Here is a 24,622-nt window from a genome sequence, read left to right on the forward strand (position 1 = left end):
AGCTTTTCAACGCAGCATCAGCAAGCGCAGCAGGTTCGATCAAGAAATAGTCAGTAGCCAGTGTACGTATGACTGGTAATGACTTTCCTGCTCCAGCAGCTCGGCACGCAGCGGATGCGCGTCTAGCCAACCGGCAGGCAGTGTCAGATGCAGCGCATCATCATCCGCCTGTAAACGGACCGCAGGTAGCGTGTCATCACGACGGCGGCTAGAGAAGATCAGCGCCAGACGCAGTAAACGGCTAAGGCGCTCCGCCATGCGTGGCGGGACGGCATTCTGCTGTGTCAGTAGAGCCAGGTCGATACTGCCGCTTTGGTTTTGCAGCAAGCAAGCCAGCATTTTTTTCTGTGCGGGGGTAAAACCAGGAAGATCGAGATGGCGAATCAAGTAAGCGGCGTGCTGAGGGGCCTGACGGAAATCGACGCTGAGGCCAATTTCGTGGATCGAACAGGCGCTGAGCAGCAGATCGCGACATCGGTTATCCAGCTTCCAGACGCTGCTCACCTGACGGAAAAAGCTCTCGGCTAGCTGACGCACTCGGCTCGCTTGTTCCACGTCGATGGAGAAGCGACGCTGCACGTTTTGCAATGTACGGCTGCGGATATCACGATCGATAGGCAGGTGAAGCATGCCATACACCAAACCTTCGCGCAGTGCCCCACCGGCCAACGTCATACTGTCAATGCTGAGCTCTTGGAAGATGGCGATGAGAATCGACAGCCCGCTTGGGAACACCAGCGCGCGCTCTAACGTCAATCCTTCAATCTCCAACTCTTCCAGCTTGCCGCACTGAATGGCGCGTTGTTTTAACTGCTGCAACTTACTCAGGGTGATGCGTTCATCCATGCCCTGCGCCACCATGATTTCCTGCAAAGCCTGCACCGTGCCGGAGGCTCCGACACAAATCTGCCAGCCTTTTTCGCGCAGCGCAGCGGCGACGGGGCGAATCATCTCACGTGCCGCCAGTTCAGCTTGCTCGAAATTCTCTTTTGCCAGATGGCGATCGCTAAAGAAACGCTCCAGCCAAGTGACACACCCCATCGATAAACTAAACAGCGTGGTGGCATGCGACCCTTCGCCCGTTACCAATTCGGTGCTGCCGCCGCCGATATCGACCACTAAACGCTGATCGGAACCCCCAGTGGTGTGAGCAACACCTTGATAAATCAAGCGTGCTTCTTCTTCACCGCTGATAACGTTCACCGGGCAGCCCAGGATATCTTCAGCGCTGGTCAGAAAATCCTGCGCATTTTCAGCAATGCGCAGCGTGGCGGTTGCAACCACGCGGATTTGCTCAGGGGGAATGTCCTGCAATTGTTCAGAAAAGAGTTTCAGGCATTGCCAGCCGCGCTGCATCGCCTCTGTAGAGAGCTGATTGGCTTTGTCCAGGCCGGCAGCCAGACGGACTTTGCGCTTTATTCGCGCAACGGTCTGAATACTGCCGGACACTTCGCGCACCACCAACATATGAAAGCTGTTAGAGCCTAAATCAATCGCAGCATAAAGTGACGATGCGCTTAGCATGGTGTGCTTAACTCGGACGTTTACGGTTGTTATTGCGCGGTGCGCCGCTCCGACGATTACTGTTGTTTCCGCCACGGCGTGGGCCGTTTCCTGAACGACTGCGTTGCAGACGTTTCGGCGGTGGCAGCTCACTCATCAGGGCTTCGCTGTTGTACTTGCTCACCGGAATCCCGTGGCCAATGTACTCTTCGATTGCGGGCAGATTCAGCGCGTACTCTTCACAGGCCAGGCTGATGGAGTGACCGCTGGCACCCGCGCGACCGGTACGGCCAATACGGTGTACATAGTCTTCGCGATCGTCAGGCAGATCGTAGTTAAACACGTGGGTCACAGCAGGGATATGCAGACCACGCGCGGCAACATCGGTAGCGACCAGGATATCCACATCACCTTTGGTGAAGTCGTCGAGGATGCGCAGACGTTTTTTCTGTGCCACATCACCGGTCAGCAAACCCACGCGGTGACCATCGGCAGCCAAGTGGCCCCAGATGTCTTCACAACGGTGTTTGGTGTTGGCAAAAATGATGGCACGATCTGGCCACTCTTCTTCCACCAGGGTTTGCAGCAGGCGCATCTTCTCTTCGTTAGAAGGATAGAAAAGTTCTTCTTTGATGCGGTGGCCGGTTTTCTGCTCAGGCTCCACTTCCACATACTCGGCGTTGTTCATGTGTTCGAACGCCAGTTCACGTACGCGGTAAGAAAGCGTTGCAGAGAACAACATACTCAGACGCTGGGTGGCCGGCGGCATGCGGCGGAACAGCCAACGGATGTCTTTAATAAAGCCGAGATCGAACATGCGATCGGCTTCATCCAATACCACGACCTGAATGGCGCCGAGGTTGATATGATTCTGTTTAGCGTAATCGATAAGACGACCGGTGGTGCCCACCAGAATATCGACGCCATCAGCTAACACTTTCAGCTGTTTGTCGTAGCCATCACCGCCATAAGCCAGACCGAGCTTCAGACCGGTCGCTTGCGACAGCGGCTCAGCATCGGCATGAATCTGCACGGCAAGTTCACGCGTTGGGGCCATGATCAGCGCGCGTGGCTGATTAATCTGGCGGCCTTCAGCGGCTGGATGAGAAAGAAGATGATGAAACGTTGACGTCAGGAACGCCATCGTTTTGCCGGTACCGGTTTGCGCCTGACCCGCAACATCACGCCCTGAAAGCGCAAAAGGCAGTGCCAACGCCTGAATAGGCGTGCAGTTAGAAAAGCCTTTTTTATCAAGGGCTTCAACTACCTGTGGGTGCAGGGCGAAGTCGGAAAACTTCTGTTCAGTTAAGTGTGTTTTGCTCATAGTGTGGTAGAATATCAGCTTACTAGCGCTTTACGAAAGCGTATCCGATGAAATAAAGTCAACCTACGTTGGTATAATTTACGCCAATTCGCCAGGCACAATCTTTGGAGTTAAACATGAGCAGCGATAAAATCGTTCACTTGACCGATGACAGTTTCGAGACTGACGTGCTAAAAGCCGACGGTGTCACTCTGGTAGATTTCTGGGCTGAATGGTGTGGTCCTTGCAAAATGATCGCCCCCATTCTCGACGAAGTCGCAGAAGAGTACGACGGTAAGCTTACCATCGCCAAGTTGAACATTGATGACAACCCGGGCACGGCACCAAAATATGGTATCCGTGGTATCCCGACACTGCTGCTGTTCAAGGACGGCGAAGTGGCTGCCACTAAAGTTGGCGCGCTGTCTAAAGGTCAGCTGAAAGAGTTCCTGAACGCCAACCTGGCCTAAGCTCAGCACGGTGTTGTTCCGCAGTGGTGAATTTTTTCGCCACTGCTGGACGTCTCCTTTCAGGCGTGTTAAGTTGACCTCACTGCATTACGCACTTACCTTGTAGTTTGCATCTTAAAGTTTTCCCTTGTCAGACCCTGCTCGCATTGAACGTTATCGTGGTTTGGCAATCTGATGACTAGCACATTCGGCATCACCTTTCGACCGTCTCTTCGTTTCCTATCGCCACACCTGACGATAATCGTCGAGTAAAGTTGAAAAAGAGCCATTAACAGGCATGGAATTTTTGCCATACCACTCACGACAATCTTTTCGAGAATTACCCCGAGTTTAAGAACCCTCACTATGAATCTTACCGAATTAAAGAACACGCCGGTTTCTGAGCTGATTACCCTCGGCGAAAATATGGGTCTGGAAAACCAGGCACGTATGCGCAAGCAGGATATTATTTTCTCTATCCTCAAGCAGCATGCGAAAAGTGGCGAAGATATCTTCGGTGACGGTGTGCTGGAGATATTGCAGGACGGATTTGGTTTCCTCCGCTCTGGAGACAGCTCCTACCTCGCCGGTCCCGATGATATCTACGTTTCTCCCAGCCAAATCCGCCGCTTCAACCTCCGCACTGGTGACACCATTTCTGGTAAAATTCGCCCACCAAAAGAGGGTGAACGTTACTTTGCGTTGTTGAAAGTTAACGAAGTTAACTACGACAAGCCGGAAAACGCGCGTAATAAGATTCTGTTCGAAAACCTCACGCCGCTGCACGCAAACAATCGTCTGCGTATGGAGCGCGGTAATGGCTCAACTGAAGATCTGACCGCACGCGTACTGGATCTGGCATCGCCGATTGGTCGTGGTCAGCGTGGTCTGATCGTGGCACCACCGAAAGCCGGTAAAACCATGCTGCTGCAGAACATTGCACAGAGCATTGCGTATAACTATCCGGATTGCGTGCTGATGGTGCTGCTGATTGACGAGCGTCCGGAAGAAGTGACCGAGATGCAGCGTCTGGTGAAAGGCGAAGTCATTGCATCCACCTTCGACGAACCGGCTTCACGCCACGTTCAGGTTGCTGAGATGGTGATTGAGAAGGCGAAGCGCCTGGTCGAGCACAAGAAAGACGTTATTATCCTGCTTGACTCCATCACCCGTCTGGCGCGTGCCTACAACACCGTTGTACCGGCTTCCGGTAAAGTGTTGACCGGTGGTGTTGACGCTAACGCCCTGCATCGTCCGAAGCGTTTCTTCGGTGCAGCACGTAACGTGGAAGAGGGCGGCAGCCTGACCATCATCGCGACCGCACTGGTTGATACCGGTTCGAAGATGGATGAAGTGATTTACGAAGAATTTAAAGGTACAGGTAACATGGAACTGCACCTGTCACGTAAAATTGCTGAAAAACGCGTATTCCCAGCGATTGATTACAACCGCTCCGGTACCCGTAAAGAAGAACTCCTTACCACGCAGGAAGAGCTGCAGAAAATGTGGATCTTGCGCAAGATCATCCATCCAATGGGTGAAATTGATGCGATGGAGTTCCTCATCAATAAACTGGCGATGACCAAAACCAACGATGAATTCTTCGATATGATGAAGCGTTCATAAGTTGGCGAAAGTGAATCGTTAAGCGAAGCGATTCGCGCGCACAATTTGCCAGGATTTATTGCTAACGCCACGTCTTAACGTGGCGTTTTTCATTTATGAGCATTACGATTAGCCCAGTCAGGAAGCAATATGATGATTGTGCCGTAGAAGTGCTGGTTTTTTCAGCAGTCAGTCTTATGGTAGGCATAATTCGGACAAAGGATATACGGCAATGGCAAGGATCTTGCTAATTGTTGTCGATGATTTTAGCTGAGAGCGTTAATGTGAATTTACTCACTATGAGTACTGAGCTGGGTTTAGTTTTTATTTTTACCTTAGTGTTCCTATTTTTTGCTCGTAAAGCAGCTAACAAAATTGGGTTGGTGGATACCCCTAATTCAAGAAAACGACATCATGGCGCCATTCCGTTAGTGGGAGGGATTTCCGTCTATGCCGGGATCTGCTTTGCTTTTGCCATTTCAGATTATTATCTGCCCCATGCTGGCCTCTATTTGAGTTGTGCCGGGGTGCTGGTACTGGTCGGTGCGCTGGACGATCGCTTCGATATCAGCGTTAAAATTCGCGCGGTTGTTCAGGCTGCTGTTGCCATTGTGATGATGGTGGGCGCGAAGCTGTATCTGCTGAGCCTGGGGTTTATTATCGGCCCTGTTGAGCTTGTCGTCGGTCCCTTCGGCTATGTATTAACACTGTTTGCCGTCTGGGCCGCGATTAATGCCTTTAACATGGTCGATGGCATTGATGGCCTTCTGGGTGGGCTGTCCAGCGTGACCTTCGCCGCCATGGGCATCATCCTCTACTTTGACGGGCAAACCAGCCTTGCGATGTGGTGTTTCGCCATGATCGCCGCCACCATCCCCTATATTTTGCTCAATCTGGGTCTGATTGGCCGTCGCTATAAAGTGTTTATGGGTGACGCCGGCAGCACCATGATCGGCTTTACCATCATCTGGATCCTACTGGAAACTACGCAAGGCCTTAGCCATCCGATTACCCCAGTGACCGCGCTGTGGCTGATTGCCATTCCACTGATGGATATGGTGGCGATTATGTATCGCCGTCTGCGTAAAGGCATGAGCCCATTTTCGGCAGACCGTCAGCACATTCATCATCTCATCATGCGCGCCGGCTTTACCTCTCGCCAGGCCTTTGTCCTGATTACGGTTGCCGCAGCGATTCTGGCGGGTATTGGTGTATTGGGTGAATACCTTGCCTTCATCCCGGAGTGGGTGATGCTGGTGTTGTTCCTGATGGCATTTTTCCTTTACGGCTATTGCTTGAAACACGCCTGGCGCGTGGCACGCAAAATCCGTCGCATTAAACGTCGCTGGCAAAGCAGTGGCGAAGATAAAAAATAAATTACCCGATCAGTACCCGGATAAGGACTTTTGTTATGACCTCTGTGGTTGTGGAGAACGAACTCGATGTGCGCGGCTTGGGCTGCACACTATGGCGCGGTAAGCGCTGGATTATCGGCTGTGCGCTGGTGTTCGCCGTGCTGGCATGGCTGGCTTCAATGCTCATGAAACAGGCGTGGAGCACCACGGCGGTAACCGATCGCCCCACGGTGAATATGCTGGGCGATTTCTTCGTACAGCAACAATTCCTCAATAATCTTGATGTGCGGACCAACACCCTTAACCTCAACACGCCCGCACCCACGGTGATGGATGAGGTTTATCAGGAGTTCACCATGCAGTTGGCCTCCTGGGATACGCGCCGAGATTTCTGGCAGCAGACGGATTACTACAAAAGTCGCAAAAGTGGCAATGCGCATAACGATGCCGCGCTGCTGGACGATTTGATTACCAATATCCAGTTCACGCCAGCCGATCCAGCACACAATACGCTGGATAACATTAAGTTGATTGCCGAGACGGCCAGCGATGCCAACAACCTACTGCGTCAATATATCGCTTACGCCAGTGAACGTGCCGCACGCCATCTGAATACTGAACTGAAGGGGGCCTGGCAGGCACGCAGTGCGCAATTGCTGGCGCAGGTTAATCGCCAGCAGGAAGTGGCACAGGCGGTATTTGATCGCCAACGTCAACGCATTGAGCAGGCACTGAAAGTGGCCAGCGAGCAGGGCATCAAAGAGAACCGAGCCCCTGTAACGGGTGAAGCATTACCAGACAGCGATCGCTTCCTGCTGGGACAGCAAATGTTGCAAGCACAACTTGATACGTTGCAGGCCAGCGGACCCGCTTACGATTTAAGCTATGATCAAAACAGGGCGATGCTGGGTACGTTACAGGCAGGTGCGCGTTTGGATAAACCGTTCCAGACTTATCGCTACTTGCGTACACCGGAAGAGCCGGTATCGCGCGATAGTCCGCGCCGTTTGTTTATGATGATTATGTGGGGCGTCATCGGCGCGCTGGTGGGTGCAGGCGTCGCGCTGGTTCGCCGTCCGCGTCCAACGTCACCTATCAGCCATTAAGAGAAGCCACGTGAAAGTTCTGACCGTATTTGGCACGCGTCCTGAGGCGATCAAAATGGCTCCGCTGGTGCAAGCGCTGGCGCAGGATGACGCGTTTGAAGCACGCTTATGTGTCACCGCGCAGCACCGTGAAATGCTCGATCAGGTATTGCGACTGTTTAAACTGCAACCTGATTATGATCTCAACATCATGCGCCCGGAGCAGGGGCTGACGGAGATCACCAGCCGTATTTTGCAGGGAATGAAAACGGTGCTCGCCGATTTCCAACCTGATGTGGTGCTGGTGCACGGTGATACTACAACGACGTTCGCTGCCAGCCTCGCGGCGTTCTATCATCAGATTCCGGTGGGACACGTGGAAGCGGGGTTACGCACCGGGAACCTGATGTCTCCGTGGCCGGAAGAGGCCAATCGCACGTTAACGGGCCACCTGGCCAGCTACCACTTTACGCCAACTGAAAATTCGCGGCAGAACCTGCTGCGCGAAAACCTGCCCGATACGCGTATTTTTGTCACCGGCAACACCGTGATTGATGCTTTGTTGTGGGTACGCGATCGCGTATTAGATGATGCCGATCTCAATGCGCGCTTAGCGGCACGTTATCCGTTTCTGGACGCTGATAAGAAACTGATCCTGGTGACGGGCCATCGTCGGGAGAGCTTCGGCGGAGGGTTCGAGCGTATTTGCAGCGCGCTGGCGCAGATTGCGCGTCAGCATCCACAGACACAGATTGTTTATCCGGTGCACCTCAATCCGAATGTCAGCGAGCCGGTGAACCGCATTCTCAGTGGGATCGACAATATCATTCTGATTGAGCCGCAAGAGTACTTGCCGTTTGTCTGGCTGATGAACCGATCCTGGTTAATCCTGACCGATTCTGGTGGCATACAGGAAGAAGCGCCATCGCTGGGCAAACCGGTTCTGGTGATGCGAGATACCACCGAGCGCCCAGAAGCGGTTGATGCGGGTACGGTGAAATTGGTGGGGACTGACGTGAGCAAAATCGTCGCTGAAGTCAGCCTGCTGCTACAGGATGATGAGGCCTGGCAAGTGATGAGCCGCGCGCATAATCCTTATGGCGATGGCCAAGCCTGTGCGCGCATTTTGCAGGCATTAAAACAACACAGAGTATAAAGATGAGTTTTGAAACCATTTCCGTTATCGGACTGGGCTACATTGGGCTGCCAACGGCAGCTGTTTTTGCCTCAAAGGGAAAGCATGTTATCGGCGTGGACATCAATGTTCACGCGGTAGAAACCATTAATCGCGGCGATATCCACATAGTTGAACCCGAATTAGGGGATGTGGTGCGTGAAGCCGTACAGGCGGGTCATTTGCGTGCCACCACGCAAGCGGAAGCGGCAGATGCCTTTCTGATCGCGGTGCCAACTCCCTTCATGGGCGATCATCAACCGGATCTCAGCTACGTCAGGGCGGCGGCATTGTCGATTGCGCCTGTGCTGAAAGCGGGCGATTTGGTGATTCTGGAGTCCACTTCACCTGTAGGCGCGACGGAGCAAATGGCTGAATGGCTGGCTGAAGCGCGTCATGATCTGCGCTTCCCGCAGCACGGTGACGACTGCAACGTGCATATCGCTTATTGCCCTGAGCGCGTACTGCCTGGGAAAGTGATGGTTGAGTTGCTGGAAAATGATCGGGTGATCGGTGGCATGGCGCCAGCCTGTTCGGCCCGCGCTAGCGATCTCTACCGCATTTTCCTGCGCGGCGAATGTGTTGAAACCAACGCGCGCACGGCTGAGATGTGCAAACTCACCGAGAATAGCTTCCGTGACGTCAATATTGCTTTCGCCAATGAGCTATCGCTGATTTGTGCCGAGCAAGGGATTAACGTGTGGGAGCTGATTGCCTTGGCAAACCGCCATCCACGCGTCAACATTCTACAGCCTGGTCCTGGCGTTGGTGGACACTGTATCGCCGTCGATCCCTGGTTTATCGTGGCGCAAAATCCGGACTTGGCGCGTTTGATTCGCGTCGCGCGTGAAGTGAATGATGCAAAACCCACTTGGGTGCTGGATCAGGTCAAACAGCAGTTGGCGGAGTGTCTGACAGCCTCGGGTAAACGTGCCAGCGAAGTGACCATCGCCTGCTTTGGTCTGGCTTTCAAACCTAATATCGACGACTTACGCGAAAGCCCAGCCATGACTGTGGCCCAGCTGATTGCCGAATGGCACAGTGGTTGCACGCTGGTGGTGGAGCCACATGTGTCGAAAATCCCTACCCGGCTGGCTGATGAAGCGACCCTGGTTTCCATCGAAGATGCGCTACAGCAAGCAGATATCCTGGTCATGCTGGTCGATCACGCGCAGTTCCGTGCGATTCCGATGAACCAAATAACGCAGCCGTGGATCGTCGATACTAAAGGTGTCTGGCGATAACTTCACAGGAGCTTCTCCATGCCCGTCCGCGTCAGTATTGATCCCCTTACGTGGGAGAGCGAATTCTTTGGCGTAAACAGTGCGCGTGTGGCGCTGGATGGCGAGATGACTTTGCCAGATGCGTTACAACAGCCTTATACGTTATGGCAGGCTAAAGTGCCGGCCGAGCGCATTGAGGTGATTGATGCCCTGAGTCAGCAAGGTTTTCAGCTGGTTGAAGGTGAAGCCGACCTCGCAATCAATATTAAGCGGACTGAACGGCAGGTGGGTGTGCGTATTGCGCGTGAAGCGCAAATTCCGGCGTTGCGCGATGTTGCCTCTCAGGCATTTCGCCAGAGCCGCTTCCGTGCACCCTGGTTCGATCCGGATGACAGCGGGCGTTTCTACGCGCAATGGATTGAGAATGCCGTACGCGGCACCTTTGATCATCAATGCTTAGTCGCATGCGATGAAACCGGTGCATTGCAGGGATTTGTCTCGATGCGTGAAGTGGAAGGTGATGCACGTATTGGTCTGCTGGCAGTGCAGCCCGAAGCACAAGGCAAAGGCATTGGTCAGCGCTTATTGCTGGCGGCGGCAGATTGGGGCCGTGTACGTCAGCTCGAACGCCTGCGCGTGGCAACTCAGCTCAGTAACCTCACAGCCATGCGCCTCTATTTACGCAGCGGTGCTCGGCTCGAAAGCACCGCTTACTGGTTCTACAGGAAAGCCTCATGATCCCATTTAATGCGCCTCCGATTGTAGGCAGCGAAGTTGAATATATGCAGTCGGCGATGGCCAGCGGCAAGCTGTGCGGCGATGGTGGTTTTACCCGTCGCTGTCAGCAGTGGATGGAACAGCACTTTGGCAGCAAGAAAGTCTTGTTGACGCCGTCCTGCACTGCTTCGCTCGAAATGGCCGCGCTGCTCATCGATATCCAGCCTGGCGATGAAGTGATCATGCCAAGCTACACCTTTGTCTCCACTGCCAATGCCTTCGTGCTACGCGGGGCCGTCATCGTGTTCGTCGATGTACGCCCCGACACGCTCAATATCGATGAAACGCTGATTGAAGCAGCGATTACTGAGAAAACCCGCGCGATTGTGCCGGTGCATTACGCGGGTGTCGCCTGCGAGATGGACAGCATCATGGCGCTGGCAGCGAAGCATAAGTTGTTTGTGATTGAGGATGCGGCGCAAGGCGTGATGTCGCAGTACAAGGGGCGTGCGCTGGGCACGATAGGCCATATTGGTTGTTTCAGCTTCCATGAAACTAAAAACTACACTGCGGGTGGTGAAGGCGGTGCGACGCTGATTAACGACGCCAAGCTGGTGGAACGTGCAGAGATCATCCGTGAGAAAGGCACCAATCGCAGCCAGTTCTTTCGCGGACAGGTGGATAAATATACCTGGCGTGATATCGGTTCGAGTTATCTCATGGCGGACCTACAGGCGGCCTACTTATGGGCTCAGCTGGAGGCGGCAGAGCGAATTAACCAGCAGCGTCTGCGCTTGTGGCAACGCTATTATGACGCGCTACAGCCGCTGGCGGCAGCCGGACGTATCGAATTACCGGTGGTGCCTAAAGATTGCCGCCACAACGCACACATGTTCTACATCAAACTGCGTGACAGTGACGATCGCCAGTCGCTGATCAACTGGATGAAAGAGGCCGAGATCCTCACTGTCTTCCACTATATTCCGCTGCACTCATCGCCAGCTGGCGAGCGTTTTGGCCGCTTCCACGGTGATGATGTGTTCACCACACCGGAGAGCGAACGTTTACTGCGCCTGCCGCTGTTCTACAACCTGACAGACAATAACCAGCGCACGGTGATCAGTTCGCTCCTGAGCTTCTTCGCCTGATGTCGCTCGCGAAAGCTTCAGTCTGGACGGCCTCATCAACGTTGGTAAAAATCGTCGCCGGTTTGCTGGTGGTGAAACTGTTGGCCGTGAGCTTTGGTCCTGAAGGGGTCGGGCAGGCGGGTAACTTCCGCCAATTGGTTACCGTATTAGGCGTGTTGGCCGGCGCGGGTATTTTCAATGGCGTGACCACTTACGTCGCACAATTTCAGCAGCAACCTGAGCAACTACGTGCCGTAACCGGTACTGCATCGAGCATGGTGATCGGGTTTTCCACCCTAGTGGCGCTGGTGTTCTTGCTGGCGGCGGGGCCGATTAGCCATGCGCTGTTTGGTCATGATGACTATGCCAATGTGGTGAGGATCGTGGCCTTTTTGCAGTTCGGTATTGCCTGGGCCAATTTGACGCTGGCGTTGCTAAAGGGCTTTCGTGATGCGCGCGGCAATGCGCTGGCGCTGATTACGGGCAGCCTGGTGGGTGTGCTGGGCTATGTCTTGTGTTGGAGGCTGGGTGGCTATACCGGGGCGTTAGTGGGCTTAGCCTTGGTTCCGGCCTTGTTGGTGTTTCCGGCTCTCCTCATGCTGCGTCGCCATCACCAAGTGTTGCCATTGAGCTGGCTTAAGCCTTCATGGCAGCCTGAGTTGGCGCGTAATCTGGCGAAATTTACGCTGATGGCGCTCATCACCTCCGTCACCTTACCGGTGGCGTGGGTGATGATGCGTAATTTGCTGGCACAACAGCAAGGCTGGGCGCAGGTGGGATTGTGGCAGGGCGTGACCAGCATTTCCGATGCTTACCTGCAGTTCATCACCGCAACCTTTAGCGTCTGGTTATTACCCACGTTGGCGCGATTAGAGCATAAGCAACAGATTGCGCGTGAGATTGGGCGTGCGCTGCGCTTTGTCCTGCCCGCCGTTGCCGCCGCCAGTTTTTGCGTGTGGTTGCTGCGTGATGTGGCTATCTGGCTGCTGTTTTCGCCGCAATTTGCCGCAATGCGAGACCTTTTTGTCTGGCAGTTGTGCGGTGACGTCTTTAAAGTAGGCGCCTATGTTTTTGGATACTTGGTGATCGCCAAAGCATCACTGCGCTTCTATATTCTGACGGAAATCAGCCAGTTTGCGCTGCTGACTGCGTTCTCTCATTGGTTGATCCCCTTACATGGTACAGCCGGAGCCGCACAAGCCTATATGGCGACCTACGTGCTCTACTTCGCCCTTTGCTGTGGCGCTTTTTTGATTTATTGCCGGAAAAAATGACTTTATTTCACGTGCTGGGATCGGATATCCCGCATCACAACCATACCCTGTTGCGCTTCTTTAATGAGGTGATGAACCGCGAACTGCCGGGCGATGCGCCGCGTCAGTTTATGGTGGTGACCTCTGCACCAGAGGCACTCAAGGTATACACGGCGTTGCATATTGAAACTTTCACCAGCAAGCGCGCGTTGGCGCAGGCGGTCATCGCACGGGCTGCCGACCGCTCGCAACGTTTCTTCTTTCATGGGCAGTTTAATCCGCAAATCTGGCTGGCATTGCTGAGCGGTAAACTCCGCCGCCAGCAGGCGTTCTGGCATATCTGGGGCGCCGATTTCTATGAAGAAGGACGTGGGCTGAAGTATCAGTTGTTTTATTTGCTGAGACGTCTGGCGCAGAGCCGAATCGCACAGGTGTTCGCGACACGTGGAGATTTGCATGCGTTTCAGCAGCGCCATCCACGGGTGCCCACATCGCTGCTCTATTTCCCCACGCGTATGCCAGAGGCTGCGGTGCCTGGCAGTGTGGTGAGCGACGATTTTACGGTTCTGCTAGGTAACTCCGGCGATCGCAGCAATCGCCACATTGAGGGTTTGCAGGCTATCCACGCTCAGTTTGGTGGCAAGGTGAAGGTGTTGGTGCCGCTCGGCTATCCAGAAAACAATCAGGTTTATATCGATGAGATAAGTGCGGCGGCACAGCGTTTGTTTCCGCAAGGTCAGGTGACGTTGCTGCGCGATAAGATAGATTTTGACACCTATCTGCATTTGCTCAGTCGCTGCCAGCTCGGTTATTTTATGTTCGAACGTCAGCAGGGTATTGGCACGCTGTGTTTACTGATTCAAGCCAATATCCCGTTTGTCCTGAATCGGAAAAACCCGTTTTGGCGCGATTTGAGCGAGCAAGGATTACCGGTGCTGTTTAGTGAAGATGAACTGGATGCGGCACGTGTCGCCGAAGCGCAGCGTCAATTGGCGCACTGTGATAAATCCTCGATTGCCTTTTTTTCCCCAGGTTACCTGGCTGGCTGGCGCCACGCGCTCAGCTTGTGTGAAAGGGAGAGAACATGAGCCTGATGCAGTTTAGTGGTCTGCTGGTGGTTTACCTGCTTTCGTTGGGCTTTATTTTGACCTTGACCTGGCGAGAATTTAAACGGGTGCGTTTCAACTTTCACCTGTTCTTTACCATTCTGTTTTTATTGACGTTTTACTTTGGCTTCCCACTGACCAGCGTGCTGGTTTTCCGTTTCAACGTCGAAGTGGTTCCGCCGGAGTTTTTACTGCAAGCCCTGCTCGCCGCCACCAGTTTCTACGCGATTTATTATGTCAGCTACAAAGTCCGTCTCAGGCCGGTTAATGCGCCGCCGCGTAAGCCGTGGCTGCAAATGAACCGAGTGGAAACGCATCTTACGTGTGTGTTGCTGGCACTGGTCGCGATTGGCACGGTCGCGGTGTTCTTTATGCACAATGGCCTGTTGCTGTTTAGGCTTTCAGCGTACAACCAGATCTTCTCCAGTGAAGTATCAGGCGTGGCGCTGAAGCGCTTCTTCTACTTCTTCATTCCTGCGATGTTGATTCGCTATTTCCTCAATCCGACGCAGCGTCAGTGGTTATGGTTTTTGCTGGTGTCGGTCGCGTTCGGATTGCTGACTTACGCTCTGGTGGGCGGGACGCGCGCCAATATCATCATTGCCTTCGCTCTGTTCTTGTTTATCGGTATTACCCGCGGCTGGATCACGTTATGGATGTTAGTCGGGGCGGGGGTGATGGCGGTGGCTGGCATGTTCTGGCTGGCGCTGCGCCGCTATAACCTTGATGTAGTGGGTGATGAAGCGTTCTATACCTTCCTGTACTTGACGCGTGACACGTTCTCGCCGTGGGAAAACCTGGCGTTATTACTGCAAAACTACGACAAAATTGATTTTCAGGGATTGGCACCGATTTGGCGCGACTTCTATGTCTTTATCCCAAGCTGGTTATGGCCTGGGCGCCCATCAATTGTGTTGAACAGCGCCAACTATTTTACCTGGGAAGTGCTGAACAACCATTCTGGACTGGCGATATCACCCACGCTGCTTGGCTCGCTGCTCGTGATGGGTGGCGTTTGGTTTATTCCGCTGGGCGCGATTGCGGTGGGTTGGCTGATGAAAGGGTTTGATAACCTTTATCTACAGGGCCGCGATGCCAAAAACCGCTACAGCGGGGCCATTTTGCAAAGCTTCTGTTTTGGCGCGGTGTTTAACATGATCGTGCTGGCACGCGAAGGGCTGGATGCGTTTGGCTCTCGTGTGGTGTTCTTTTGCGTTATTTTTGCTGCCTGCATGGCAGTGGCTAAATTGCTGTACTGGCTATTCGCTCGCGCGGGACTGATTCGCCCGCGCAGCAAACCGGTGTTTAACAGCCTTTCATCACCTTTGGGAAAATGATTAATGGAAACCGATAAGCCGCGCCATACGTTGCGCGGCGTCGATCTTCACGCGTTTAACAATATGGATAGCTTCCTGCATTTCCTCCTGCCAGATGGACAGCCACGTAACGGCACGCTGGTGGCGATGAATGCCGAGAAGATGCTTACGTTGGAAGAAGATGCTCAGCTGCGGGCGCTGATTGCCGAGGCGGAATTCAAGTATCCAGATGGCATCAGCATCGTGCGTTCATTACGTAAAAAGTATCCTGAATTACAGGTGAGTCGCATTGCCGGGGCTGATTTGTGGGAAGCTTTAATGGAGCGCGCAGGCCGAACGGGCATTCCCGTGTTTCTGATTGGTGGCCGCCAGGCTGTGCTGGATGAAACCTGCGACAAGCTGCGTCGTCAGTGGAATGTGAACATTGTAGGCAGCCAGGATGGTTATTTTGCGCCAGCCGAACGTGATGAGCTGTTCGCGCGCATTGCAGCAAGTGGTGCGAAGATTGTTACCGTGGCACAGGGATCGCCGCGTCAGGAGTTGTTGATGCGTGATTGCCGCGAACACTGGCCACAGGCCCTCTACATGGGCGTAGGTGGAACCTACGATGTTTTCACGGGACATGTCACCCGCGCGCCACGCATCTGGCAGAATTTAGGCCTTGAGTGGCTGTATCGTCTTATTCGTCAGCCTTCACGTTTGCGTCGCCAGTTAAAACTGCTGAAATATTTACGCTATCATTGGCGTGGCGATCTCTGATATCGCTGATTTATTCAGCAATTCCCGGTCGACAGGCAGCGAAACTGCGCTATTTATCGACGGAATGCACAAAGCGTAAGCAAACGCGTTTTTTTTATAAAAAAGGGCTGGACAGTATGAGGTCAAGCCCGTAGTATGCCCATCCGCAACGGCGCTACGCGCCCGTAGCTCAGCTGGATAGAGCGCTGCCCTCCGGAGGCAGAGGTCTCAGGTTCGAATCCTGTCGGGCGCGCCATTTAGTTTGTGCGCAAGAGCTTCGGTGGTTGGTTGACCGCGTTATGCAGTGAAAAGTAAGCAGGAATGCTTACGCACCAGAATTATGGTGGCTATAGCTCAGTTGGTAGAGCCCTGGATTGTGATTCCAGTTGTCGTGGGTTCGAGTCCCATTAGCCACCCCAGATTTTGCTCGGACACGCGATGGTGGCGGAATTGGTAGACGCGCTAGCTTCAGGTGTTAGTGTTCTTACGGACGTGAGGGTTCAAGTCCCTCCCTTCGCACCAAGCAAAATTACGCGGTAGCGTGAAGAAGTAGAGAAGTAAAAAATCGGCGAGTAGCGCAGCTTGGTAGCGCAACTGGTTTGGGACCAGTGGGTCGGAGGTTCGAATCCTCTCTCGCCGACCATATTCGAAAAGCCTGCTTGAAAAAGCAGGCTTTTTTCGTTTGTAGCTTAAGAGGATGAGAGCCTCCGAAGGAGGTTTGAGCCGAGCGTAGCGAGACAACGTTGCTTTAGCAACGGCCCGTAGGGCGCTTCTCGCAGAGAAGCGTAATCCTCTCTCGCCGACCATATTCGAAAAGCCTGCTTGAAAAAGCAGGCTTTTTTCGTTTTTGCCTCTCCAGATGATTTCATCCTATTTGCCTTCGGAGGCGCAAAAACGAATGCTCGCTATTGTCGCTTTTATGAGACATCTATCTCATTGATATTTAACAAGATTACAATTCCTTGCATAGCTTGTCGCTAAGCGGAGACATCTCACCGCAGGTGATGTCGCGAGATTACGACAGAGCACGATGATCGGGGTGCTATTTCAAGACTATCCCGCTGATTTAAAATAACTTATGTCACCATCTGCAATTTTGGCACGGCTTGTGCAATAATTACCGTGTAGATGCTCATTCCACCTCTTATGTTTGCTCTAGCTACATAAACCTGGGAATGATGCAGAGCCCCTTACGGTATCCGTTGTCCAACCTGGCAGTATTTGCGCACGCTTTACTGCAGTAAGAAGGACATTACGTTGAGTCGGATACCATCAGTTGTCTGAACGACCTGATCTTACACCTGCTTATGGCAGGTGTTTTTTTATCTGCACGTTGCTGCCATGCAGGCAAAAAAAAGCCGGGACAAGCCCGGCGTGCACAAAAGTAACAATCGTAAAATTAGTTGCCTGAATTGGTCTTCAATGTCAGTAACAGGCCTTCACGGCGCATTTTTGCCGCGTCTTCCGGGCGGTGCAAACGGTCATAGACATCGGCCAGCCAAGCATAATCGAACGCGTCAGGACGCTGTGCTAAAGCCTGCTCAAAGGCTTCTGCTGCCTGTTGCCATTCACCATGACGCATCAACATCTGCCCCAGCGTACTGTGCAGCAGCGGCGTCGCGCCATGCTGTTTCATTTGCTGACGTAGCGCTTTCTCCAGTGATTGCGGATCGCCGCTTTTGATGCGAGGCATCAGCAGCACCAGGCGATCGTCATACTGGCGTTTCAAGCCTTCCAGCACGATGTTTTGTGCCGTATCGGGATCGTCACACTCAATCAAATGCTCAACCATGGCGACCTGCAACGCCGTCTCTTGGCGGGTTTTACGACTCTGGTTTTGCCACCATTTCTTCAGGCCTTCACTGCCTTGGTCGGCCATTGCCTGATTCATCAGGCCCAGCCAGGCCTGCTGCTGCAATGCCTCACGTTGTACTTCGTCGTTCACCTGAGATTTTCGCATCGACGGCAAAATGTCGAGTAATGCGCCCCATGCGCCGGTACGAATATAAGCCTGTTCAGCCAGGCGCAGCACTTCTGGGTGACGCGGTGCCACTTCCAGCAAACGGTCAATGCCGTGGCGCGCCGCATGGTCTTCATTACGTGCAAGCTGCAGGCGTACGCGGGTGATTTCAACCGGAATGGTGTCGTTCTCAGAAAGCTCAGACGCACGTTCCAGATGTTGATTGGCTCGCACCTCGTCGCCGCGCTGTTGCGCCGCTTCAGCTGCCAGTAAATAGTTGGCGACGGGCTGATCGGCGTGATCGGCATTTTTCGACAGCAGTTTTTCTGCCTGCTTATAGTCACCTTCTGCCAGTTTCATCAGTGCACTTTGCGTATGGCGCTGGGCACTGCGGCGCTTGCGGCCTGTGAACCAACCACGGGTACGGGCGCCGGTACGGAACAGTCGGCGTAAAATCCACTCAATGAACAGAATCACCAGCAGGCTGAGAATCAGGATAATGACCAGACCGGTCACACTGGTTTCAATATTCCAGTTATCCGTTTGAATCAATACATAGCCCTGATGGCCCGCAATCATCGGCCCCAGCACCACCCCTGCAATCAGCAGGAGGAAAAGCACTAATACTTTTAGCATGCTTAGCCTCCTTGTTGAGTAGCCGGAACGGATGGCTGCGCCAGTAGATTTCTCACGCGGGTTTGCATCAGTTTTTCCAGCAGTGCCTGGCTCTCCAGCGTATCGGGTACATCCATTGAGATGTTTTGCTGGCTGAGTTCATCTAATTGAGCAAGAAACGCTTTCGTGGCGGCATCATTAGTGTCGTACCAGGCGCGTACCCAGGTGGATACCGCATCAATCGACTGCTTGTAGATCTCATCCTGATGGCGCGGTACGGCCTGTGCCGCAATCAACAGGCGAGAACGGATGTTTTCACGTAGATAGACGTCTTGATTTGGTGCCAGCAAAGGCTGTGCCGTGTTGTCGCGGCGGCGGATGGTAATAAAATCATCCATAAAGTTGTGCCAGCTTTTCACCAGGTTTTGACGCCATTCATGCAGCGAGCTGGATAACTCACCGCCATCCGCATCCATCGGTGAATCATCACTGTCATTGTCGGCCAGGCGCAGGTTATCGACGCCATTCGACAGCTGATTGAGTTTGAGGATGATGCCGTCGTAATCCACCTGGCTGACGGTGGAAAGTGAACTGATGTCCTGCGTCAGTGCGCGGCGCACATTCATCACGCTGGGGTCATTCATGTCAGCCAGGCTGGTGTCTGCGCTTTTTAGCAGCGCAGCGGCGGTGGTGACATCCTGGTCGCTCCACAGTTTGCGACCTGCCAATTTCACCAGGTAGTCAGCTTGCGCTACCAGCCAGGTGCGCGTGTCGTTGCCGGAAATCGTCGCGACTTTATCACGCAGGGTTTCCAGCTCTTTGGCACTGTTGTCCTGCTGAGTGCGCGCTTCCTTTAATGCCGTATTGGCCGCATCCAGCTGTTGCGTGAGCTGTTGTTTGTCGCTGCCCAGTTGCTGTTGCAACGCGCTGAGCTGCTCGCTGAGGTTTTGGTTAGTTTGAGCCTGTAAGTCGGCCTGGTGTTTCCCATTCAGGTAAAGTCCTGCGCCAATCGCCAGCGCAATCACAATCGCCACCGCACTCAGTACTTTGCCGTCGCTTTTTTTATCACGAGGCTTTTTGTTGTCTGGTTTGGGGGAAGTGTCCGCTGGGGTGGTTTCATCAACCATGGCGGAGGGGGCTTTTTGTTCCGTCATTATGGCTCATCCCATTGTTAAGTTCAGCGTAACGCGCGCAGCAGCGCATCGTTATCGGCACCATCGGCTACGTCAACGTCCTGCCAGCCTAATTCGGCGGCTTGCGTAGCCAAACGTTCACTGACGACCACCAGCCGACAGTGCAATAACCATTCCCGACGATCGATTGGCGGAAACAGTGCAAACAGTTGTTGTAACATCTCACCGCTGGTGACCACCAGTGTGGTGATACCCCGGTCGCGCCAGCGTCGGCCCTCAATAGCGCCGTCATAATGCTTTTCACAGCGCTGATAGCACTCGCAATACTCAACGCTGGCACCTCGTGCGAGCAGCGTCTCTGCCAGTAATTCGCGGCCCGGACTGCCACGCAAGATTAGCGCACGTTTGCCCTCTACTTGCTGCAAACGATTGAGACGCACCAGTTCTTCACTGGTCTCCCGCGCATGAGGATAGTCTACTTTCAGATGACTGACGGTATGCAATGCCAACGCAGTGCTGCGGCCTATCGCATAATAGTCAAGCGCATCGGGCCAGGCGAGGGCATGGCGCTGCAAGGCTGGATGGGCAAAAAGCACGACCTGCTGCGACAGCAAAAATACCATATCGCCCGGCTGCAATGCCGCCAGCTTTTGTGGCAGGTGTTCAAGATCGCGACCCGGCGTGAATTCAATCAGCGGTAAGGTCCACGCCAGTTTTCCTTGGGTTCGCAAACGCGAAACCAATTCACTGGCGGCGGGCTCTGGGCGGGTCACGAGGATGGTCATGCGGGAGGTTGTCCTTGATAGACGTCACGCAGGATGTCACGGGCACCGCCATCCAGCAGCTCTTCTGCCAGTGAAATACCCATCTGTTCAGCCTGCTCGCGCGGGCCACGACGTTCACCCACCACCATTTGATGGCCATCCGGCGAACCGACCAGGCCGCGCAGCCATAGCTGGCCATCTTCCAGTACCGCGAAGCTACCGATCGGCACCTGACAGCCGCCTTCAAGGCGGGTATTCATGGCGCGTTCAGCACGGACGCAAATCGCGGTATCGCTGTGATTCAACGCGTCCAGCAGGGTAATCAGTGCGTGATCGTCCAGGCGGCATTCAATGCCCACAGCACCTTGGCCCACTGCCGGTAAGGAGACCTCAGCCGGCATTGCCTGACGAATGCGCGCTTCCAGCCCTAAACGCTTGAGCCCCGCCGCAGCAAGAATAATGGCGTCATATTCACCGGCGTCCAGCTTACCTAAACGGGTGCCAACGTTGCCGCGCAGTGAGCGAATCACCAAATCAGGACGACGTGCGCTGAGCTGGCATTGGCGACGTAGGCTGGATGTACCGACCACCGCACCCTGCGGCAGTTCATCAATCGAGTGGTAATGATTAGAGACAAACGCATCACGCGGATCTTCACGCTCGCAGATGGTCACTAATCCTAAACCTTCGGGGAAATCCACGGGGACATCTTTCATGGAGTGCACCGCAAGATCGGCGCGATTTTCCAACATGGCCAGTTCGAGTTCTTTGACAAACAGCCCTTTACCCCCCACTTTAGCCAGCGGCGTGTCGAGGATAATATCGCCTTTAGTGACCATCGGGACCAGCTCAACGCGCAGCCCCGGATGTGCTGCCATCAGGCGTTGTTGGACATATTGTGCCTGCCACAGGGCAAGAGGACTTTGCCTGGTAGCAATTCTGAAAATTTTGTTTAACATACTGTTAACCATTTTGATCGTTCATCGATTATCCTATCATTGATAGGGGAATGCTGTCAGTTTCAACGGATTGAAAAGGCCCCGATGCCAGATTGGATCGCATAGCGCGGCATAATCTGAGGTCGAAGTCCGAAAAAGCAGGGCTACCAACGGAACGTGCTAAACTGTTAGGTAGCGCAACTTTCTTTACGGTCAATCCTCCAGGTGTTAGATTGATCACGTTTCCAGCAATAATTTGCCCGATATCTTTATTATTAAGCGGCAGGTTTTGGAAACAGGGTGCTTAACACTGGGACAATCAGGCGAAACGTCTTGTACCTCTACATTGAGACACTGAAACAGAGACTGGATGCAATTAACCAGCTGCGCGTTGATCGCGCACTGGCTGCTATGGGGCCTGCTTTCCAGCAAGTCTACAGTCTGCTGCCAACATTACTGCACTATCATCATCCGCTGATGCCGGGCTACCTCGAAGGTAGCGTTCCCCACGGCGTCAGCTTCTTCACGCCTGATGAAAATCAACAGCAGCTGCTGCAAGATCTCGCAGGCGAACAGCCACTGGATCTCAGTACGGCCGTCAAAGGCGAACGTCCTATCACGGGTATCTATTCAATGGGCAGCACCTCGTCCGTTGGACAGAACAGCGTGTCGGATCTCGATATCTGGGTATGCCACCAATCCTGGCTAGATAATGAAGAGCGCCTCAATCTGCAGCGCAAGTGTACGCTGTTGCAGAAATGGTGTGTGTCGATGGGTGTGGAAGTCAGTTTCTTCCTGATTGACGAGAACCGTTTCCGCCACAATGAGAGCGGCAGCCTCGGTGGTGAGGATTGTGGTTCGACCCAACATATTTTGCTGCTGGATGAGTTTTACCGCACCGCCGTGCGTATGGCAGGCAAGCGCATCCTGTGGAACATGGTGCCCGGCGAAGAAGAACACCATTACGACGAATACGTGATGTCACTCTATTCTCAAGGTGTGTTAACGCCGAATGAGTGGCTGGATCTCGGCGGCCTCGGCACGCTGTCCGCGGAAGAGTATTTTGGTGCCAGCCTGTGGCAGCTCTATAAAAGCATCGACTCGCCTTATAAAGCGGTGTTGAAAACGCTGCTGTTAGAAGCGTACAGCTGGGAATACCCCAATACGCAGCTGCTGGCAATGGATATCAAACAGCGCCTGCACGATGGCGAAATCATCTGCTTCGGCCTCGATCCCTACTGCATGATGCTGGAACGCGTGACGCGTTATTTGACCAGTGTCGACGACATGGCGCGCCTCGATCTGGTGCGTCGATGTTTCTACTTAAAAGTGTGTGAAAAGCTCTCGAGCGAAGATCACCATCATCAACGCTCAGGCTGGCGTCGCGAGATTCTGTCACAGCTGGTGAAAGAGTGGGGCTGGGATGATGAGAAATTAGCGGTATTAGACAACCGCGCGCAGTGGAAAATTGAACGTGTGCGTGAAGCACACAACGAATTGCTGGATGCGATGATGCAAAGCTATCGCAACCTGATCCGTTTTGCCCGTCGTAACAATTTAAGCGTCAGTGCCAGCCCGCAAGATATCGGCGTGCTGACGCGTAAACTGTATGCCGCGTTTGAAGCGCTGCCGGGTAAAGTGACGCTGGTGAATCCGCAGATTTCACCGGATCTCTCGGAAGAAAATCTGACCTTTATCCATGTGCCGGAAGGCCGCGCCAATCGCGCCGGTTGGTATCTTTACAACCAGTCGCCGGACATGAGTTCGATCATCAGCCATCAGCCGCTGGAATATAACCGTTACCTGAACAAATTAGTGGCATGGGCGTGGTTTAACGGGTTGCTGACCAGCAAAACTCGTCTGCACATGAAAGGGAACGAGTTCTGCGATCTGCCGCGCTTGCAGGAGTTGGTCAACGATGTGTCGAGCCACTTCCCGCTGCGCGTACCGGCACCGACACCAAAAGCGTTGTACAGCCCGTGTGAAATCCGTCATTTGGCGATTATCGTCAATCTTGAGCACGATCCGACCTCGGCATTCCGCAATCAGGTGGTGCATTTTGATTTCCGCAAGCTGGATGTGTTCAGCTTCGGTCAGCAGCAACAGTGCCTGATTGGCAGCATCGACCTGCTGTATCGCAACTCGTGGAATGAGGTGCGCACGCTGCACTTCAGTGGCGAGCAGGCGATGATTGAAGCGCTGAAAACCATTCTGGGCAAAATGCATCAGGATGCTGCGCCGCCCGATACGGTAGAAGTGTTCTGCTACAGCCAGCATTTGCGCGGTTTGATCAGAACGCGCGTGCAGCAGCTGGTTTCTGAATGCATTGAACTGCGTCTTTCGAGTACGCGTCAGGAGCCGGGCCGCTTTAAAGCACTGCGTATGGCGGGACAAACCTGGGGTCTGTTCTTTGAACGCATGAGCGTATCGGTGCAGAAACTGGAAAATGCGGTGGAGTTTTATGGTGCGATTTCCAATAACAAACTGCACGGTTTGTCGATCAAAGTAGAATCGAACCAGACGCCGTTACCGCCGGTGGTCAACGGCTACGCCAGCGAAGGTATCATCCAGTTCTTCTTTGAAGACACCACCAACGATCGTGGCTTCAATATTTATATCCTCGACGAGAGCAACCGCGTTGAGGTGTATCACCATTGCGAAGGCAGCAAGGAAGAGTTGGTACGCGACGTGAGCCGTTTTTACTCGTCCTCACATGACCGTTTTACGTACGGCTCTAGCTTTATCAATTTCAACCTGCCGCAGTTCTATCAGATTGTGAACACGGGCGATCGCTACCAGGTGATTCCGTTCCGCAGCCAGACACTGACGCAACTCTGCGCCACGCAGCCCGATAACGACAACGGCGACTTCCAGCCGCGCTACCAAATGCACTGATCCCGCTAGCGTTCGCGCGGTGGGATTGGCTTTTCCTCTGACATGCTCCCGGATTTGCGGGTATTTCCTGTTGCTTTTACAACGTCAACTGCGATGATAAGCAGCCAAGGCTTAAGGACAGAAAGAGCAGACAGAATGAGACGAATGATAAGTCAGCTGGGTATGGGGCTGGCGCTGGTCAGCCTGGTAGGTTGTGGCCTGAAAGGACCGCTGTATTTCCCGCCGAAAGATCAGCCAACCAAGAGCAATCAGCAAGTGACTGAGCAGCAGAAAAAAGCCGCTCAAAACGCTGACGTGAATGGGTTGGTCACCACTAAACCTGGTGTGCAGGCGAACTAATCTCTATGAGTAATCCGGCGGAGC

20 protein-coding genes, 4 tRNA genes and 1 other RNA gene are annotated in these 24,622 nt (G+C 53.6%); 19 read left to right on the forward strand and 6 right to left on the reverse strand.

The genetic code is table 11. From position 1 onward, the window contains the following. Positions 1–39 precede the first annotated feature (39 nt). Together ppx and rhlB are read right to left on the reverse strand one after the other, a co-directional pair. Positions 40–1,524, reverse strand: a complete 1,485-nt coding sequence (gene ppx / locus F3J38_RS19925) for an exopolyphosphatase (protein ID WP_167141246.1) — start codon at positions 1,522–1,524, stop codon at positions 40–42. Between the two features lie 7 nt (positions 1,525–1,531). Then, positions 1,532–2,827 (reverse strand): ATP-dependent RNA helicase RhlB, encoded by a 1,296-nt coding sequence (gene rhlB, locus F3J38_RS19930; protein ID WP_167141248.1) that lies wholly within the window; start codon positions 2,825–2,827, stop codon positions 1,532–1,534. A 116-nt stretch (positions 2,828–2,943) separates the two neighbouring features. On the opposite strand from rhlB, the gene trxA reads away from it, so the two are divergent. The 17 genes from trxA (at position 2,944) to F3J38_RS20015 (ending at position 16,760) form a co-directional block, all read left to right on the forward strand. After that, a complete protein-coding gene (gene trxA / locus F3J38_RS19935; protein ID WP_084933172.1) occupies positions 2,944–3,276 on the forward strand; it encodes a thioredoxin TrxA in 333 nt (110 codons plus the stop codon). Positions 3,277–3,621: 345 nt separating this feature from the next. Further along, positions 3,622–4,881, forward strand: a complete 1,260-nt coding sequence (gene rho / locus F3J38_RS19940; protein WP_034827837.1) for a transcription termination factor Rho — start codon at positions 3,622–3,624, stop codon at positions 4,879–4,881. A gap of 278 nt (positions 4,882–5,159) precedes the next feature. Continuing rightward, positions 5,160–6,236 (forward strand): UDP-N-acetylglucosamine--undecaprenyl-phosphate N-acetylglucosaminephosphotransferase, encoded by a 1,077-nt coding sequence (gene wecA / locus F3J38_RS19945; protein ID WP_167141250.1) that lies wholly within the window; start codon positions 5,160–5,162, stop codon positions 6,234–6,236. Positions 6,237–6,271: 35 nt separating this feature from the next. Continuing rightward, positions 6,272–7,321 (forward strand): ECA polysaccharide chain length modulation protein, encoded by a 1,050-nt coding sequence (wzzE, locus tag F3J38_RS19950; RefSeq protein WP_167141252.1) that lies wholly within the window; start codon positions 6,272–6,274, stop codon positions 7,319–7,321. A 10-nt stretch (positions 7,322–7,331) separates the two neighbouring features. Continuing rightward, entirely contained in the window at positions 7,332–8,456 is a 1,125-nt protein-coding gene (gene wecB, locus F3J38_RS19955; protein WP_167141253.1) for a non-hydrolyzing UDP-N-acetylglucosamine 2-epimerase, read from the forward strand. Positions 8,457–8,458: 2 nt separating this feature from the next. Then, positions 8,459–9,718: a UDP-N-acetyl-D-mannosamine dehydrogenase gene (gene wecC / locus F3J38_RS19960; RefSeq protein ID WP_167141255.1), complete on the forward strand. Its 1,260-nt coding sequence runs from the start codon at positions 8,459–8,461 to the stop codon at positions 9,716–9,718. Positions 9,719–9,736: 18 nt separating this feature from the next. After that, positions 9,737–10,435: a dTDP-4-amino-4,6-dideoxy-D-galactose acyltransferase gene (gene rffC, locus F3J38_RS19965; protein ID WP_167141257.1), complete on the forward strand. Its 699-nt coding sequence runs from the start codon at positions 9,737–9,739 to the stop codon at positions 10,433–10,435. Beyond that, positions 10,432–11,562, forward strand: a complete 1,131-nt coding sequence (gene rffA / locus F3J38_RS19970; protein WP_167141259.1) for a dTDP-4-amino-4,6-dideoxygalactose transaminase — start codon at positions 10,432–10,434, stop codon at positions 11,560–11,562. Before rffC ends, rffA begins: the two co-directional genes overlap by 4 nt. Then, positions 11,562–12,815: a lipid III flippase WzxE gene (gene wzxE / locus F3J38_RS19975; protein WP_167141262.1), complete on the forward strand. Its 1,254-nt coding sequence runs from the start codon at positions 11,562–11,564 to the stop codon at positions 12,813–12,815. The genes rffA and wzxE overlap by 1 nt, the downstream gene beginning before the upstream one ends. Beyond that, positions 12,812–13,882, forward strand: coding sequence for a TDP-N-acetylfucosamine:lipid II N-acetylfucosaminyltransferase (wecF, locus tag F3J38_RS19980; RefSeq protein ID WP_167141264.1), 1,071 nt, complete (start codon positions 12,812–12,814; stop codon positions 13,880–13,882). The genes wzxE and wecF overlap by 4 nt, the downstream gene beginning before the upstream one ends. Further along, positions 13,879–15,237, forward strand: a complete 1,359-nt coding sequence (wzyE, locus tag F3J38_RS19985) for an ECA oligosaccharide polymerase (RefSeq protein WP_167141266.1) — start codon at positions 13,879–13,881, stop codon at positions 15,235–15,237. Before wecF ends, wzyE begins: the two co-directional genes overlap by 4 nt. 3 nt (positions 15,238–15,240) lie before the next feature. Next, complete coding sequence (gene wecG / locus F3J38_RS19990) at positions 15,241–15,975, forward strand: lipopolysaccharide N-acetylmannosaminouronosyltransferase (RefSeq protein WP_167141268.1); 735 nt, start codon at positions 15,241–15,243, stop codon at positions 15,973–15,975. A 158-nt stretch (positions 15,976–16,133) separates the two neighbouring features. Then, positions 16,134–16,210 (forward strand) — tRNA-Arg (locus tag F3J38_RS19995). 87 nt (positions 16,211–16,297) lie between these two features. Beyond that, a tRNA-His gene (locus F3J38_RS20000) sits at positions 16,298–16,373 on the forward strand. Positions 16,374–16,389: 16 nt separating this feature from the next. Further along, positions 16,390–16,476 (forward strand) — tRNA-Leu (locus F3J38_RS20005). Between the two features lie 44 nt (positions 16,477–16,520). Beyond that, positions 16,521–16,597 (forward strand) — tRNA-Pro (locus F3J38_RS20010). 33 nt (positions 16,598–16,630) lie between these two features. Further along, a non-coding RNA gene (locus F3J38_RS20015) (RtT sRNA) lies at positions 16,631–16,760 on the forward strand. A 593-nt stretch (positions 16,761–17,353) separates the two neighbouring features. Here the strand turns inward: F3J38_RS20015 and hemY are convergent. The 4 genes from hemY to hemC are packed head-to-tail and all read right to left on the reverse strand — an operon-like array spanning position 17,354 to position 21,385. Continuing rightward, on the reverse strand, positions 17,354–18,550 hold the full coding sequence (gene hemY, locus F3J38_RS20020; RefSeq protein WP_167141270.1) for a protoheme IX biogenesis protein HemY: 1,197 nt from the start codon (positions 18,548–18,550) through the stop codon (positions 17,354–17,356). A 2-nt stretch (positions 18,551–18,552) separates the two neighbouring features. After that, positions 18,553–19,683, reverse strand: coding sequence for a uroporphyrinogen-III C-methyltransferase (hemX, locus tag F3J38_RS20025; protein WP_167141272.1), 1,131 nt, complete (start codon positions 19,681–19,683; stop codon positions 18,553–18,555). 23 nt (positions 19,684–19,706) lie between these two features. Then, positions 19,707–20,447: a uroporphyrinogen-III synthase gene (hemD, locus tag F3J38_RS20030; protein WP_167141274.1), complete on the reverse strand. Its 741-nt coding sequence runs from the start codon at positions 20,445–20,447 to the stop codon at positions 19,707–19,709. Further along, positions 20,444–21,385 carry a hydroxymethylbilane synthase gene (gene hemC / locus F3J38_RS20035; protein ID WP_167141276.1) on the reverse strand — a complete coding sequence of 314 codons (942 nt, stop codon included), beginning with the start codon at positions 21,383–21,385 and terminating at the stop codon, positions 20,444–20,446. The genes hemD and hemC overlap by 4 nt, the downstream gene beginning before the upstream one ends. Before the next feature lie 312 nt (positions 21,386–21,697). Here hemC and F3J38_RS20040 point away from each other — a divergent pair, with 312 nt between their 5' ends. Both F3J38_RS20040 and lptM read left to right on the forward strand, forming a co-directional pair. Then, positions 21,698–24,259, forward strand: a complete 2,562-nt coding sequence (locus F3J38_RS20040) for a class I adenylate cyclase (RefSeq protein WP_167141278.1) — start codon at positions 21,698–21,700, stop codon at positions 24,257–24,259. Positions 24,260–24,394: 135 nt separating this feature from the next. Continuing rightward, positions 24,395–24,598: an LPS translocon maturation chaperone LptM gene (lptM, locus tag F3J38_RS20045; protein WP_167141280.1), complete on the forward strand. Its 204-nt coding sequence runs from the start codon at positions 24,395–24,397 to the stop codon at positions 24,596–24,598. The last annotated feature ends 24 nt before the right edge of the window (positions 24,599–24,622 follow it).

Source organism: Candidatus Pantoea formicae, from assembly GCF_011752625.1.
GTDB lineage: Bacteria > Pseudomonadota > Gammaproteobacteria > Enterobacterales > Enterobacteriaceae > Pantoea > Pantoea formicae.